This is a genomic window from Stenotrophomonas oahuensis (assembly GCF_031834595.1).
Lineage (GTDB): Bacteria > Pseudomonadota > Gammaproteobacteria > Xanthomonadales > Xanthomonadaceae > Stenotrophomonas > Stenotrophomonas oahuensis.
Map to the genome: position 1 here is coordinate 2,126,623 of NZ_CP115541.1, position 13,738 is coordinate 2,140,360.

Annotated in this window: 12 protein-coding genes; 6 read left to right on the forward strand and 6 right to left on the reverse strand. The window is 65.1% G+C overall.

Going from position 1 to position 13,738, the window contains the following annotated elements; translation table 11 throughout:
* Positions 1–233 precede the first annotated feature (233 nt).
* The gene (locus PDM29_RS09290) at positions 234–974 is read left to right on the forward strand and encodes a hypothetical protein (RefSeq protein ID WP_311193539.1); all 741 of its coding nucleotides are present in this window, start codon (positions 234–236) and stop codon (positions 972–974) included.
* 309 nt (positions 975–1,283) lie between these two features.
* Here PDM29_RS09290 and PDM29_RS09295 read toward each other — a convergent pair whose 3' ends face one another.
* Positions 1,284–2,543, reverse strand: coding sequence for an IS256 family transposase (locus PDM29_RS09295; protein WP_311190592.1), 1,260 nt, complete (start codon positions 2,541–2,543; stop codon positions 1,284–1,286).
* A gap of 155 nt (positions 2,544–2,698) precedes the next feature.
* Between PDM29_RS09295 and PDM29_RS09300 the strand changes: the two genes are divergently transcribed.
* Complete coding sequence (locus PDM29_RS09300) at positions 2,699–3,523, forward strand: calcium-binding protein (protein WP_311193540.1); 825 nt, start codon at positions 2,699–2,701, stop codon at positions 3,521–3,523.
* Positions 3,524–3,789: 266 nt separating this feature from the next.
* Here PDM29_RS09300 and PDM29_RS09305 read toward each other — a convergent pair whose 3' ends face one another.
* The 5 genes from PDM29_RS09305 to rpsU form a co-directional block, all read right to left on the reverse strand.
* Positions 3,790–4,764: a bile acid:sodium symporter family protein gene (locus tag PDM29_RS09305; protein WP_311193541.1), complete on the reverse strand. Its 975-nt coding sequence runs from the start codon at positions 4,762–4,764 to the stop codon at positions 3,790–3,792.
* Between the two features lie 22 nt (positions 4,765–4,786).
* Positions 4,787–6,514 (reverse strand): DNA primase, encoded by a 1,728-nt coding sequence (dnaG, locus tag PDM29_RS09310; RefSeq protein WP_311193542.1) that lies wholly within the window; start codon positions 6,512–6,514, stop codon positions 4,787–4,789.
* Between the two features lie 13 nt (positions 6,515–6,527).
* Complete coding sequence (locus PDM29_RS09315) at positions 6,528–7,457, reverse strand: YihY/virulence factor BrkB family protein (RefSeq protein ID WP_311193543.1); 930 nt, start codon at positions 7,455–7,457, stop codon at positions 6,528–6,530.
* 108 nt (positions 7,458–7,565) lie between these two features.
* Positions 7,566–8,009: a GatB/YqeY domain-containing protein gene (locus PDM29_RS09320; protein WP_311193544.1), complete on the reverse strand. Its 444-nt coding sequence runs from the start codon at positions 8,007–8,009 to the stop codon at positions 7,566–7,568.
* Positions 8,010–8,123: 114 nt separating this feature from the next.
* A complete protein-coding gene (gene rpsU, locus PDM29_RS09325; RefSeq protein WP_002808376.1) occupies positions 8,124–8,339 on the reverse strand; it encodes a 30S ribosomal protein S21 in 216 nt (71 codons plus the stop codon).
* A 166-nt stretch (positions 8,340–8,505) separates the two neighbouring features.
* Here rpsU and tsaD point away from each other — a divergent pair, with 166 nt between their 5' ends.
* The 4 genes from tsaD (at position 8,506) to PDM29_RS09345 (ending at position 13,612) form a co-directional block, all read left to right on the forward strand.
* Positions 8,506–9,531, forward strand: a complete 1,026-nt coding sequence (gene tsaD, locus PDM29_RS09330; protein WP_311193545.1) for a tRNA (adenosine(37)-N6)-threonylcarbamoyltransferase complex transferase subunit TsaD — start codon at positions 8,506–8,508, stop codon at positions 9,529–9,531.
* Positions 9,532–9,599: 68 nt separating this feature from the next.
* Entirely contained in the window at positions 9,600–9,953 is a 354-nt protein-coding gene (folB, locus tag PDM29_RS09335; protein WP_311193546.1) for a dihydroneopterin aldolase, read from the forward strand.
* Positions 9,954–10,021: 68 nt separating this feature from the next.
* Positions 10,022–11,299, forward strand: coding sequence for a mechanosensitive ion channel family protein (locus tag PDM29_RS09340; protein ID WP_311193547.1), 1,278 nt, complete (start codon positions 10,022–10,024; stop codon positions 11,297–11,299).
* Between the two features lie 138 nt (positions 11,300–11,437).
* Positions 11,438–13,612, forward strand: coding sequence for a glycoside hydrolase family 3 N-terminal domain-containing protein (locus PDM29_RS09345; RefSeq protein ID WP_311193548.1), 2,175 nt, complete (start codon positions 11,438–11,440; stop codon positions 13,610–13,612).
* The last annotated feature ends 126 nt before the right edge of the window (positions 13,613–13,738 follow it).

Genomic DNA, 13,738 nt, shown 5'->3' on the forward strand with positions numbered 1-13,738 from the left:
CAATGCGATTACGACACGAATCCCAGATCCTGCGCCAGCACGGCCGATCGCACAACGAGCACCGGGCGTCATCCTCTGTCGCATTGAACCCATCTACGCGTAGGAAACATCCGCGACCGACCCCAAGAGTCGAAAGTCGTCGCATCAGCTGTACGCATTTCCAACTTCCGTCGACGTCCAGACCCTAGAATCGAATCCGCGAAATCCTTCTCGCGCTATCGAATGGACTCCTCATGAATTCGCTGAAACTCCCCCTTCTGATTGCCGGCTGCCTGCTCAGTGCTTCGATTCACGCCGCTCAGGATGACGTTGATGACGTAGGAAAATGGCTCAACGAGCGCACCATGCAGGCAGCGCGAGAAGACAGTGCCCCAGGTCCGGCCAGTGCCGAGCGCGAAGGTACTTACCGCGTGATTCCATTGGCCGAACTGGAAGCGCCGGAGGAAGTCAAACAGGGTTTCCGCGACGAGATCGCGCAGAGCAAGGTGAAGGTGAAGCGCGCCTCCGTTGGCGAAATTCCATCAGTCGCCGAGATGACCGCGTCGCTGCCCAAGGTCGTGCTCGCAAGCGAAGCGCTGCGCAGCCGATTGCGCTCACCGCCGACCGACCTTCAAGCCACCCTTCTAGGAACTGCCGAGCTGATCGGCATGGAGCCGAGTGGTGCACTGGATGGTGTTCTGCACACGGGCCTGACGCGGTTCTATCGGCTGGAGGACATCGGCATTGTGGAATTCAATGAAAACCACTTCCGAGCGCCAGGTTCCACCATCACGGTGATTGCTGAAATGCAGAACCTCCGCGTCAATGGCGTGCCGGGGCGGTTGGACAGGATTGCCGATAGTCAGGGGCGTAGCCGCGCGACATTGAACTGGGCAGGAGAGAGCAAGCTCTATACCCTGATCGCAACGGGCGAAGGCGACGTGCAGCGCAAAGCCGAGGTGTTGCAGCAGATTGCGGCCGCCGTGAGGGATTGATGTAGTACGCATGGCAGCTCGTTGCGCACCAGGAATTCATTGCCTGGGCGCGTTGCGACGCGTTCATCAATGCGGTGCTTCAGTGTTATGGCGGCGCGGGTCGCCGGTAGGGTCGCACGACAGTCGACCGCCGATAGCGGTACATCGCCCGGTAGAGCATGACCGTTGAACGGAGGCGTTAGCCCGGCGGGGTCCATGCGTCAAAGCACCGACCAGCGTTATCGGCAGGCGTCTTGCGACCGCCTCTACCGAGAGTGTCCGTATTTTTGTGTTCGGGCGACGTGGGCTGCCCTGTGACAGCCCGGCTTCTTAGTACGGGCTCCGGATAAATCGGTCCCCGTAAAGTACGGCAAATTGGTTCATCGCGTTCTTCCAGCCGTGGCTGGTGCCTCCCCAGTTGGCCGTGATGTTGCGCAGCCCCAGCCAGATCAGCTTGATCGCCGCCTCGTCAGTTGGAAAATGCCCTCGGGTTTTGATGACCTTCCGCAGCTGCGCATTAACGCTCTCGATGGCGTTGGTGGTGTAGATGACACGACGGATCTCAGGTGGAAACGCGAAGAAGGGTATGACGCGGTCCCATGACCGTCGCCATGCCTGGGGCGCCGAGGGGTAGCGTTTGCCCAGCGGCGAGGCCTCCAGCGCTTCCAGGGCCTGTTCGGCGGACTCTGCATTGATGGCCTGGTAGATGGGCTTCAGCTCGGCTGCGAGAGCCCTTCGATCCTTCCAGCCGGCGTAGTCCAAGCTGTTGCGGATGAGATGCACGATGCAGGTCTGGAGAGTGGTCGCTGGGTAGACCGCCGCCAGCGCCTCGGGCATGCCTTTAAGGCCATCGGTCACCGCTATCAGTACGTCCTCCACGCCGCGCGTCTTGAGGTCGTTGAAGACCTTCATCCAGAACTTGGCCCCTTCTGTGTTCTCGATCCAGATGCCCAGGATGTCGCGACTTCCATCAGGTAGAACGCCTAATGCCAGATAGATCGCTTTGTTGCGCACTACGCCCTCGTCACGCACCTTGACGCGCAGGGCATCAAAGAACACCACCGGATACATCAGCTCCAGCGGACGCGTCTGCCACGCCGAAATCTCTTCCAGAACCTCGTCGGTCACCGAGCTGATGAAGTCCGCCGACACGTCTGTTCCATACTGTTCAGACAGAAACGCGCGGATGTCGCGGACGCTCATTCCGCGCGCGTACATCGCGACGATCTTGTCGTCAAAACCAGTGAAACGCCGCTCGTGCTTGGGAATCAGGATGGGCTGGAAGCTGCCATCCCGGTCCCGGGGAACGTCCAGTCGCAGGGGGCCATCCTCAGTCAGAACGGTTTTGCTGGACGTTCCATTTCGCTGATTGCCGGTCGATTCCGGTCGCTCGCTTCCGGGTGGGTACCCCAGGTGATGGCCCAGCTCGCCCTTCAGTGCCCGCTCAATCAAGGCCTTTTTCAGGGCTGTGGTGATGTCCAGGATCTCGCCCGCGGTCGTCGCTCCGTTGGCAAGCTGCTCAACGAGCTCGGCAGGCAGGGTAGGCAGCTGACGGGCAGCGGCCTTGGCGGTCATTTTCTTGGGTGGCATACATGATCCTTTTCAACATGTTATGCCCGAACACAAAATTCCTGACAGTCCCCCTCTACCAGTACCTCCATTGCCGCATGCATCTGTGCATCCTTGCCCCTTGCATCCTTTCCGATCGTCACCATTGCTGTTCTGACCGACCAAGGAATGACGGCATGACCCATAGACGCTGGATCGCGGCACTCCTCCTCGCACTCGCTTCATCCCTTTCCCACGCCACCCCGCCGGATGTGTACCAGGACATCGCCGAGCAGATCCGCACGCGCTCCGGTGACCATCGTCTGCTGGTGCTCGGCGAACTGCACGGCACCCGGGAGACGCCGCTGCTGGTGCAGGCACTGGTCGTCGGCTACGTCGACCAAGGCATCCCGTTGCAACTGGCCCTGGAACTTCCCGAGGCAGAAAACGCCGCACTCGCCACCTACATGGCGTCAACCGGCGACGCCGCGGCCAACCAGGCCCTACGCACCTCTCCTTACTGGAACGTCAAAGACCACCTGCATGACGGCCGTCGCAGCCAGGACATGCTCGACCTGATCGAGGCCGCACGCGCGCTGCGTGCGCAGGGCAGGGACGTCTCGGTGGTCGGCTTCGATGCCAATCCCACCGGAGAGCGTGCCCCCGGGGCCCGCGACGCCGACATGGCCAAGACCCTGCGTGCGGGATTCCAGGCGCTGCCGGCGAACGGCCGAATGATCGTGCTCACCGGCAACATGCACGGAAGTCGCGAGAGCTACGGCTTGATCGACTACCCGCCGGCCACCGCGCTTCTGACGGACCTGCCGCTCTACAACGTCCGCATCGAGGCGCAGCGTGGTGAGTTCTGGGCCTGCATGGGATACCGGAAGTGCGGTACGCGCAACCTGATCACCCGTGATGTCGGATCTCCGAGGGCCTACAACGATCCAGATCGTGATTACGACCTGTGGGTATTCCTGCCGCGCTTCACCGTGGCCCGGTTGTTGGATGCGGGCGACTGACGACGCGTCGTGCGTTGGGGAACGACCACGCCATGCCCCGGCCATTCATTTCACGGGCGCATGGCGACGCGTTCATCGATATGGCATGTCGGGGTCATGGTGGCGCGGGTCGCCGGTTTGGTCACCGGTAGGGTCGCACGACAGTCGACCGCCGATAACGGTTCAACGCCCGGTAGGGCATGACCGTTGAGCGCAGGCACGTGCCCGGTCGGGTCCATGCGCCAAAGCGCCGATCACCGTTATCGGCAGGCGTCTGTCGACCGCCTCTACCGATCCTGTGTCCGCGCATACCGCTTGGCGATCACCGCACACACAATCAACTGGATCTGGTGGTAGATCATCACCGGCAGCACGATCGCGCCCAGGCTGCCGCCGGCGAACAATACCTTCGCAATCGGCACGCCAGTCGCCAGGCTTTTCTTCGAACCACAGAACACAATGGTGATCTCGTCGGCGCGGTTGAAGCCCATCCGCCGCGCCAGCAGGGTGATCAGCGGCATCGCCACGCCCAGCAGCACGGCCGCCACCAGCGCCACGCCCAGCAGCGACAACAGCGGCGTCTTGCTCCACAGGCCTTCATTCACCGCTTCGCCGAACGCCGAATACACCACCAGCAGAATCGTGGCCTGGTCGGTGTAGCGCAGCAGCGCGCGCTGGCGCTGCACCCAGCCAGCAATCCACGGCCGCAGCAGATGGCCGGCCACGAACGGTACCAGCAGCTGCAGCATGATGCTGACAATGGCCTGCCCGGGGTTGTGCATGCCGCCGGAAGTGCCGGCCAGCAGGGCCAGCAGCAGCGGGGTCAGGAACACGCCCAGAATGCTCGACAGCGAGGCACTCACCACCGCCGCCGGCACGTTGCCGCCGGCCATCGAGGTGAACGCAATCGATGACTGCACGGTAGACGGCAGCGTGCACAGGAACAGCACGCCGATATACAGCTCCGGGGTCAGCAGCCAGCCCTGCAGCGGCTTGAAGGCCAGCCCCAGCAACGGGAACAGCACGAAGGTGCAAGCGAGGATGGTCAGGTGCAGCCGCCAGTGCAGCAGCCCCGCCACGATCGACTCACGCGGCAGGCGCGCGCCATGCAGGAAGAACAGCGCCGCAATCGCCACATCGGTGACATCGTCCAGCACCATCGCCGCGGCGCCCTGCATTGGCAGGAACGAGGCCAGCAGCACGGTGCACAGCAGGGCCAGGGTGAAGTTGTCCGGTCGCACGCGCGACCACCAATGCGTCATCGTCAGTGGTTTCCTTGCAGCGTCATCGCAATGTCGCGCGCGCCTTCAACAGCTCGCGCAACTCGTACTTGTCAGTATCGTCCAACCCCTGCTGGCGCTGCTTTGCCTGAAGCTCCTCCAGGCGTTGCAGCAACAGCTGCTTTTCCAGCTGCGCCACCGCGTCGTGCAGCTCCTGGGTCCAGATCGCATCATCGCCCGGCAGCGTCTGCGCGGCCAGCTTGTGCAGCGACGCCTGTTCCTCGCGGCCGTCAAAATGCTCCAGCAGCGCACCGGTGCTGATATCCGGGCGTTGTTCCACCAGCCCCAGCAGCTCCAGCAACAGCTCCACCCCCGGCAGGCGCAGGCCGTTGATCTGGTGCCCTTGCAGCGTCATCGCCAGCGAGGGCTGCTGCAGCAGAATCGCAATCGCCGCGCGCACCAGGCTGCGCTTCTGCGCCGGGGCCACCGCACGCGGCGGCGGACGCGAGGCCTGGGCGGGTGCGGAGGAGGCAGCGCCCAGCCCAGTCAACGTGGCCAGCTGCTGCTTCATCAGGTCGCCAAACGCACCATCCGGAATCTGCGCCAGCATCGGTCGCGCGCGCTCGGCCAAGCGGGCCTTGCCGTCCAGCGTGCCCATGTTGATTTCACGGGTGAGCTCGTCGAAGAAGAACTGCGACAGCGGCGTGGCCTGCTTCAGGCGCGCGTCGAAGGCGTCGCTGCCTTCCTTGCGCACGATGGTGTCGGGGTCTTCGCCATCCGGCAGGAACAGGAAGAAGGCCTGGCGGCCGTCCTTCATGCGCGGCAGCACCGATTCCAGCGCGCGCCAGCCAGCGCGGCGACCGGCGGCGTCGCCGTCGAAGCAGAAGAACACGTCCGGCGCATTGCGGAACAGCAGCTCGGCGTGTTCCGGCGTGGTCGCCGTGCCCAGCGTGGCCACCGCCTGGGTGACCCCGAACTGGAACAGCGACACCACGTCCATGTAGCCTTCCACCACGATCAGCCGCTCGATCTTCTGGTTGGCCTGGCGCACCTGCCACAGGCCATACAGTTCGCGGCCCTTGTGGAAGAGGGCGGTTTCCGGGGAATTGAGGTACTTCGGGCCGTCGTCCTTCTCGAACACGCGGCCACCGAAGGCGATCACGCGGCCGCGGCGGTCGAAGATCGGGAACATCACCCGGTCGCGGAACTTGTCGTAGACATGTCCGCGGTCGTTCTTCGAGAACAGGCCAGCGCGGTCGAGCAGCTTCATCCGCCGCTCGTCCTTGCCCAGCGCATCCTTCAGCGCGCTGTAGCCGTCCGGCGCGTAGCCGATCGAGAAGCGGGTGCGGGTGGCTTCGTCCACGCCACGCTGGTCCAGGTAGCTGCGTGCCTTGTCGCTGCCTTCCATCTGCTTCTGGAAAAAGCGCGTGGCCGCATCCAGCGCCGAGTACAGGTCGCGGCTGTCGTCCTGCTGCTGCGCGCTGCGCGGCTGGCTGTCGCGCGGCACTTCCATGCCCACGCGCTTGGCCAGCTCGTCCACCGCGTCGAGAAACTCGAGGCGGTCGTAGTTCATCAGGAAGCTGATCGCGGTGCCATGCGCGCCGCAGCCGAAGCAGTGATAGAACTGCTTGGTCGGCGACACCGTGAACGAGGCCGAGCGCTCGTCATGGAACGGGCACCGGGCTGAGTATTCCTTGCCCTGGCGCTTCAGCGGCACACGGCTGCCCACCACTTCGACAATGTCGGAGCGGGCCAGCAGGTCGTCAATGAAAGCGTCGGGAATACGGGCCATGAGCCCGTCTAGTTTACCCGTTGCCGGCCGTCTCGCCCGGCTTCGGGCAGGGAATGCCGGCCTGCGCCAGCTGCGCCCGTGCCCGCAGCCGTTCGTCGATCACCGCCGTCATCAGCGCACCGACGAAGAACACCACCGTGGCGTAGTAGATCCACACCAGGGAGATCACCAGCGCCCCCATCGAACCATAGGCGCTGCCTGGGGCCACCGTGGCGATGTACACGCCAATGGCATAGCGGCCCAGCGCGAACAGGGCCGAGGTGATCACCCCGCCAATGAACGCCTGCCGCCACTGCACCCGGCGGTCGGGCAGATAGTGGTACAGGAAGGCGAACGCCACCGCATACAGCAGCAGGGTGGTCACATAGCCAATGGCCGGCAGCACCGAAGGCAGCTGGGCGAACGCCACCTGCAGCATGGTGGTGGCAGTCATCGACAGAATCAGCAGGAAGCCAAGCGCCAGCACGACGCCGAAGGAGAACACGCGCTTGCGCAGCCAGGCCTTGATGCCTTCCAGGCGTTCGCCGCTGGTGTTGAAGATCAGATTCAGCGCGTTCTGCAGCTGTGCGAATACCGCCGTGGCACCAATGAACAGCAGCAGGGTGCTCCACACCCCCGCCAGCGAGCCCACATCCGGCTGGTTGTCGGCGTTCTTCAGCACCGTGTCGGCCACGCTGGCCGCACTCGACCCGGCCACATCGGCAATCTGCCCGACCAGCGCCTGCTGTGCGGGCGGATACAGGGAAGCGGTCAGCCACAGCAGCAGCACCAGCAGCGGGGCCATCGAGAGCAGGGCATAGAACGAGACCGACGCGGCCTGGGTCAGCACGTCGATCTCCACGAAGCGCTTGCCGACCGCCGCCGGAAAGCTGCGCTCCAGCCGGTCCACATATTTGCGCAGGCGCAACGGAACGCCCTGGTGATCGTGCGGGTCTTCAACCATGACCCCGTTTTATCAGCCGCCCATCGAAGACCCGGTGAAAACAAAAAAGGCACCGCCCTGATCGGGCGATGCCTCTGGTAGGTAACGACCGTTGGTCGTTACCCCCGATCAACCCAACTGCTGCTTCACCAGCTTCGACACCAGGCCCATATCAGCCTGACCGGCCAGCTTCGGCTTCAGCGCGCCCATCAGCTTGCCCATATCCGCCGGGCCCGCAGCGCCGGTTTCCGCAATCGCCGCCTGGATCGCCGCCACAATCTCGGCTTCACCCATCTTGGCCGGCAGGTAGGCTTCAATCACCACCAATTCGTCGCGCTCGATCTGCGCCAGGTCGTCGCGGTTGGCCGCGTCGTACTGGGTGATCGAGTCCTTGCGCTGCTTGACCATCTTGTCCAGCACGGCAATGACCGCAGCGTCATCCAGCTCGATGCGCTCGTCCACTTCCTTCTGCTTGATGGCGGCATTGATCAGGCGGATCACGCCCAGCTTGTGCTTTTCGCCCGCCTTCATGGCGGCCTTCATGTCATCGGTGAGCTGCTGCTTCATGCTCATGGAACACCTCGGTTCGGTGAATAGGGTAGAAACGCAAAAAGCCGGTAACGCTCGCGCGTTCCGGCTTCGGCTTCGTCGCGACAGGTCAAGCCTGCCGCATCGAAGTGCGTCCGATCAGTACAGGCGCTGACGCTTGGTGACGTCGCGCGACGAGCGGCGCAGCTGACGCTTCACAGCAGCAGCAGCCTTACGCTTGCGCTCCTGGGTCGGCTTTTCATAGAACTCGCGCTTGCGGGTTTCGGCCAGAACGCCGGCCTTTTCGCAGGTGCGCTTGAAGCGACGGAGCGCAAACTCGAAGGGCTCGTTCTCGCGGACTTTGACGCTGGGCATGGAATCTCCGGACACAGTAGAACCGGGTCACGCCCGGTGAGAGCCGCACATTATAGCGGCGAACAAGGAAGTTGCAACCCTCCCTGGCGAATAACCGGCCACGCGGAGGAACTGGGCACCCGGGCAATGACGCTGCCGGGGCCGCAAGAGGTCCATAATAGCAGGCATGCGAGTCCTTGGTATCGAATCATCCTGTGATGAGACCGGCGTAGCGGTGTACGACACCGCCCTGACCGGCCCGGAAGCCCTGCGCGCCCATGCGGTGTACAGCCAGATTGCCCTGCACGCCGAATACGGCGGGGTGGTGCCTGAACTGGCCAGCCGCGACCACGTGCGCAAACTGCTGCCGCTGATCCGCCAGACCCTGGCCGAGGCCGGGCTGGGAGTGAGCGACATCGACGGGGTGGCCTACACCGCCGGCCCCGGCCTGGTCGGCGCGCTGCTGGTTGGCGCGGGCGTGGCCCGTTCGCTGGCCTGGGCGCTGGAAGTGCCCGCCGTGGGCGTGCACCACATGGAAGGCCACCTGTTGGCCCCGCTGATGGAAGACGACCCGCCGGAACCCCCGTTCGTGGCCCTGCTGGTGTCCGGCGGCCACACCCAGCTGGTCGCGGTTGACCGTATCGGCCAGTACCGGCTGCTCGGCGAGACCCTGGACGATGCCGCCGGTGAGGCCTTTGACAAGACCGCCAAGTTGATGGGCCTGCCGTACCCCGGTGGCCCGCAGCTGGCCGCCCTGGCTGAACGCGGCACCCCGGGCGTGTACAAGTTCACTCGGCCCATGACCGACCGTCCCGGGCTGGATTTCAGCTTCTCCGGTCTGAAGACCCAGGTCCTCATGGCCTGGCGCGACAGCGACCAGAGCGACACCACCCGCGCCGACATCGCCCGTGGCTTTGAAGATGCGGTGGTCGAGACCCTGGCGATCAAGTGCGACCGCGCCCTCGATGCCGCCGGTTGCGACGTGCTGGTGGTCGCCGGTGGCGTCGGAGCCAACCGCCGCCTGCGCGCCCGCCTCGACGAAATGGCCCGCCGCCGCGGCGGCCGCGTCTGCTTCCCGCGTCCCGCGCTGTGCACCGACAACGGCGCAATGATCGCCTTCGCCGGTGCCCTGCGCCTGGAAGCCGGCCAGCACAACCCCCCGCAGGTGCAGGTCACCCCGCGCTGGGACATGGCCACGTTGCCAGCGGTGTAACCGACCGGTTCCCGGCACGTTGTTGCGCCGGTCGGTACCATGGCCCCCATATTTCATATGGCATGACTATGGACAAGGTATTCATCGAAGGGCTGGAAGTGGACGCCCTGATCGGCATCTACGACTGGGAGCGGCGCATCCGCCAGACCCTGCGCTTCGACCTGGAAATGGGCTTCGACAACCGCAAGCCCGCGGCCAGCGACGACATTGCCGACACCCTGAACTACAAGGCCGTCAGCAAGCGCATCGAACAGTTCGTGCGCGAATCCGACTTCGGCCTGGTCGAAACCCTGGCCGAGCGCATCGCCGAGATCGTGCTGCGCGAATTCAACGTGCAGTGGCTGCGCCTGAAGCTCAGCAAGCCCGGTGCCGTGCGCGGTGCCAAGGCCGTCGGCGTCATCATCGAACGCTCGGCCCCGTAACCCGCCCAACCCCGTAACCCGTAGAGCCGGGCTTGCCCGGCTGCTCTCCCCAAGGAACCCCACAAACGATGGTTGACGCCGTAATCGCCGTAAAGCTCCTCGAAGACCTGCAACAAACCCTGCAACCCTGGCCCTGGGCCTACACCGCAGTCGTCCTGGCCGCCCTCATCCTCGCCGCCTGGCTGGCCAACTTCGTCACCAAGAAGATCCTGCTGCGTGGCCTGCGCAAACTGATCGCCCGCCTCCCCGGCGGCACCGCCTCCGGCCGCGAACAAGGCAGCAACCTGCGCGTCATCTCGCGCCTGTCGAACGTGGTGCCCAGCATGGTGCTGGCCGCCGGCATCCGCATCGTCCCCGACCTGCCGCCGGAACTGGTGGGCTTCGTCATCGCCGCCTGCCGCGCCTGGGCCGTGCTCACCGTCGCGCTGGCCGTCTCGCACGCGCTCGACGCCGCCAACGAACTCTACGAACGCCGCCCCGACGCCCGCAACAAGCCGATCAAGGGCTACCTGCAGGTGGTCAAGATCGTGGTCTTCGTCATCGCCGGCCTGTCCATCGTCGCCACCCTGCTCGGGGTGAAGCTGGGCCCGCTGGTCACCGGCCTCGGTGCCGCCACCGCCGTGCTGATGCTGATCTTCCAGGACACCATCCTCTCCCTGGTCGCCAGCGTGCAGATCAGCGGCGACGGCCGCGTGCGACTGGGCGACTGGATCGAAATGCCCAGCCAGAACGCCGATGGCGACGTCATCGACATCGCCCTGCACACCATCACCGTGCAGAACTTCGACAAGACCATCACCACCATCCCGACCAAGAAGCTGGTCACCGAGTCGTTCAAGAACTGGCGCGGCATGCAGGAAGCCGGCGGCCGCCGGATCAAGCGCGCGTTGTACCTGGACCAGCACAGCGTCGGCTTCCTCGACGAAGCCGCCGTGGACCGCCTGGAGCAGTTCAGCGTGCTGGGCGACTACCTGCGCGAAAAGCAGGACGAGCTGGACCAGCACAACGCCCAGCTGCAGGCCCAGGGCCTGGCCGCGGTCAACGCGCGCCGGGTCACCAACCTGGGCACCTTCCGCGCCTACGTGGAGCGCTACCTGCGCAGCCACCCCGGCATCCATACGGAAATGACCCTGCTGGTACGGCAGCTGCAGCCCACCACCGAAGGCCTGCCGCTGGAGATCTACTGCTTCACCCGCAGCACCGAGTGGGGCGTCTATGAAGGCGTGCAGTCGGACGTGTTCGATCACCTGCTGGCGACGCTGCCGGCGTTCGGGCTGCGGGTGTTCCAGGCCTCCAGCGACGCCATGCTGATGACCGCGCAGACCGTACGGTCCCCGACGGAGTAAGCTTCCGTGCCGCCCGGCGCAGCGTGCGCTGCGTCGGGTTTTTCCCCTCCGGGGAAAAAAATGAATGCCGAAATCACTCACAACGGGGCCGGGGACGCTAGAATCCCGGCCTTGTAAACGTTTTCATAAGGACCGCCGGTGGCCTCCGATCGCATCGAAACCCTCATTGCCCAGATGACCGTCGAAGAAAAAGTCGGCCAGCTGGGTGTGTTCGCAGACATGGTTCGGCCGTTCGCCCCGGATGTGAATCCGGAAGCCAACGTCAGCAATGCCGACCAGGTGTTGCAGCAGATCCGCGAGGGCAAGGTCGGCTCGCTGTTCAACGGCGTCGGCGTGGAAGCCGGCCGTCGCATCCAGCAGGTGGCCCTGGAAGAAAGCCGCCTGAAGATCCCGGTGATCCTGGCCGCCGACGTCATCCACGGCATGCGTACCGTGTTCCCGATTCCGCTGGGCGAAGCGGCCAGCTTCGAGCCCGATCTGGCCGAGCGCACCGCCCGCGCCACCGCAGTGGAAGCCACCGCTGCCGGCCTGCACTGGACCTACGCCCCGGCCGTGGACATCGCCCGTGACCAGCGCTGGGGCCGTGGTGCCGAAGGTGCCGGCGAGGACGTGGTGCTGGGCTGTGCGTTTGCCGCCGCCCGCGTGCGCGGCTTCCAGGGCACCGACCTGCGCGCGCACGACGCGCTGCTGTCCACGCCCAAGCACTTCGCCGCCTACGGCGCGGTGATGGCTGGCATGGAATACAACATGGTGGACATCTCGCCGCAGACCCTCCGCGACGTGCACCTGCCGCCGTTCAAGGCCGCCTTCGACGCCGGTGCCATCACCGTGATGTCCTCGTTCAACGACATCAACGGCGTGCCCGCCAGCGCCAATGCCGAACTGCTCACCGACATCCTGCGCGGCGAGTGGAATTTCCCCGGTGTGGTCATCTCCGATTACACCGCCGACATGGAACTCGTCGCCCACGGCTATGCCGCCGATGACCGCGACGCCACCGCCAAGGCGTTCACCGCCGGCCTCGACCTGAGCATGCAGAGCGGCTTCTACGCCGAGCACCTGCCGGGCCTGGTGGAACGCGGCGAAGTGCCGATGGCCACGCTGGACGAATCCGTGCGCCGCATCCTCAACCTGAAGGAAGCGATCGGTCTGTTCGACGACCCGTACCGTTCGCTGGACCTGGCCCGCGAAGCCGACACCTCGCACATCGCCGCGCACGACGAACTGTCGCGCGACGCCGCACGCCGTTCCATCGTGCTGCTGAAGAACGAAGGCAATGTGCTGCCGCTGCGCAAGGCCGGGCAGAAGATCGCCCTGTTCGGCCCGTTCGCGCAGGACCGCGAGAACATCGAAGGCTGCTGGACTTTGTTCGGCGACAAGTCGCGCTACGTCACCCTGGAAGCCGGCGTGCGCGCCGCGATCAGCGACGAAAGCCTGCTCGAGATCGTGCCCGGCTGTGATCTGGAAGCCGCGCTGCAGGACGGCGTGGAACAGGCCGTGGCCGCCGCGCTGCGTGCCGACGTGGTGGTGCTGGCGCTGGGCGAACCGCAGCGGTACAGCGGTGAAGCGCAGTCGCGCGTCGAAATCACCCTGCCGCCGGCGCAGCAGGCGCTGGCCGAAGCCGTCGCCATGACCGGCAAGCCCATGGTGGTGCTGCTGCGCAATGGCCGCGCGCTGGCCCTGCAGGGCGCGGTGCGCAATGCCGCCGCCGTGGCAGTCACCTGGTACCTCGGCACCCAGACCGGCCCGGCCGTGGCAGACGTGCTGTTCGGTGACTACAACCCGTCCGGCCGCCTTCCGGTCAGCTTCCCGCAGGTCAGCGGGCAGCAGCCGTTCTTCTACAACCACCCGCGCACCGGGCGTCCTGAACTGCCGACCATGTCCGAGTTCAAGGCACGCTGGCGCGAGATTCCGAACGCACCGCTGTACCCGTTCGGGCACGGCATGGGCTACACCACCTACGGTTACGGCGTGCCGCAGCTCAGCCAGGCCAAACTCGGCTGGGATGACACCCTGACCATCACCACCACCGTCACCAACACCGGTGATGTGGCCGGCGAGGAAGTGGTGCAGTTGTACATCCACGACCGCGTCGCCAGCCGCGTGCGGCCGGTGCGTGAGCTGAAGGATTTCCGCAAGATCGCGCTGCAGCCGGGCGAAAGTGCCGAGGTGGTGTTCACGCTGGATCGCCATGCGCTGGGCTTCACCGGGCGTGATGGCGTGTATCGCGCCGAGCCCGGGTTGTTTGATGTGTGGGTGTGCGCGAGTTCGATCAGTGGTGATGCCGTGCAGTTCGAGCTGCTGGCGTCCTGATTCGGGTTGCCACGGTCACGACCAACGGTCGTGACCTACCGCAAGGATCGGCGGTGCATTGACCGGCACATATCGACGATGCACTGACCGGTAGGTCACGACCGTTGGTCGTGACCGCGCGATGTC

Coding starts and splice junctions, on each gene's coding strand:
- PDM29_RS09290 (WP_311193539.1), top strand. CDS start 234: ATGAATTCGCTGAAACTCCCCCTTCTGATTGCCGGCTGCCTGCTCAGT.
- PDM29_RS09295 (WP_311190592.1), bottom strand. CDS start 2,543: ATGCCACCCAAGAAAATGACCGCCAAGGCCGCTGCCCGTCAGCTGCCT.
- PDM29_RS09300 (WP_311193540.1), top strand. CDS start 2,699: ATGACCCATAGACGCTGGATCGCGGCACTCCTCCTCGCACTCGCTTCA.
- PDM29_RS09305 (WP_311193541.1), bottom strand. CDS start 4,764: ATGACGCATTGGTGGTCGCGCGTGCGACCGGACAACTTCACCCTGGCC.
- dnaG (WP_311193542.1), bottom strand. CDS start 6,514: ATGGCCCGTATTCCCGACGCTTTCATTGACGACCTGCTGGCCCGCTCC.
- PDM29_RS09315 (WP_311193543.1), bottom strand. CDS start 7,457: ATGGTTGAAGACCCGCACGATCACCAGGGCGTTCCGTTGCGCCTGCGC.
- PDM29_RS09320 (WP_311193544.1), bottom strand. CDS start 8,009: ATGAGCATGAAGCAGCAGCTCACCGATGACATGAAGGCCGCCATGAAG.
- rpsU (WP_002808376.1), bottom strand. CDS start 8,339: ATGCCCAGCGTCAAAGTCCGCGAGAACGAGCCCTTCGAGTTTGCGCTC.
- tsaD (WP_311193545.1), top strand. CDS start 8,506: ATGCGAGTCCTTGGTATCGAATCATCCTGTGATGAGACCGGCGTAGCG.
- folB (WP_311193546.1), top strand. CDS start 9,600: ATGGACAAGGTATTCATCGAAGGGCTGGAAGTGGACGCCCTGATCGGC.
- PDM29_RS09340 (WP_311193547.1), top strand. CDS start 10,022: ATGGTTGACGCCGTAATCGCCGTAAAGCTCCTCGAAGACCTGCAACAA.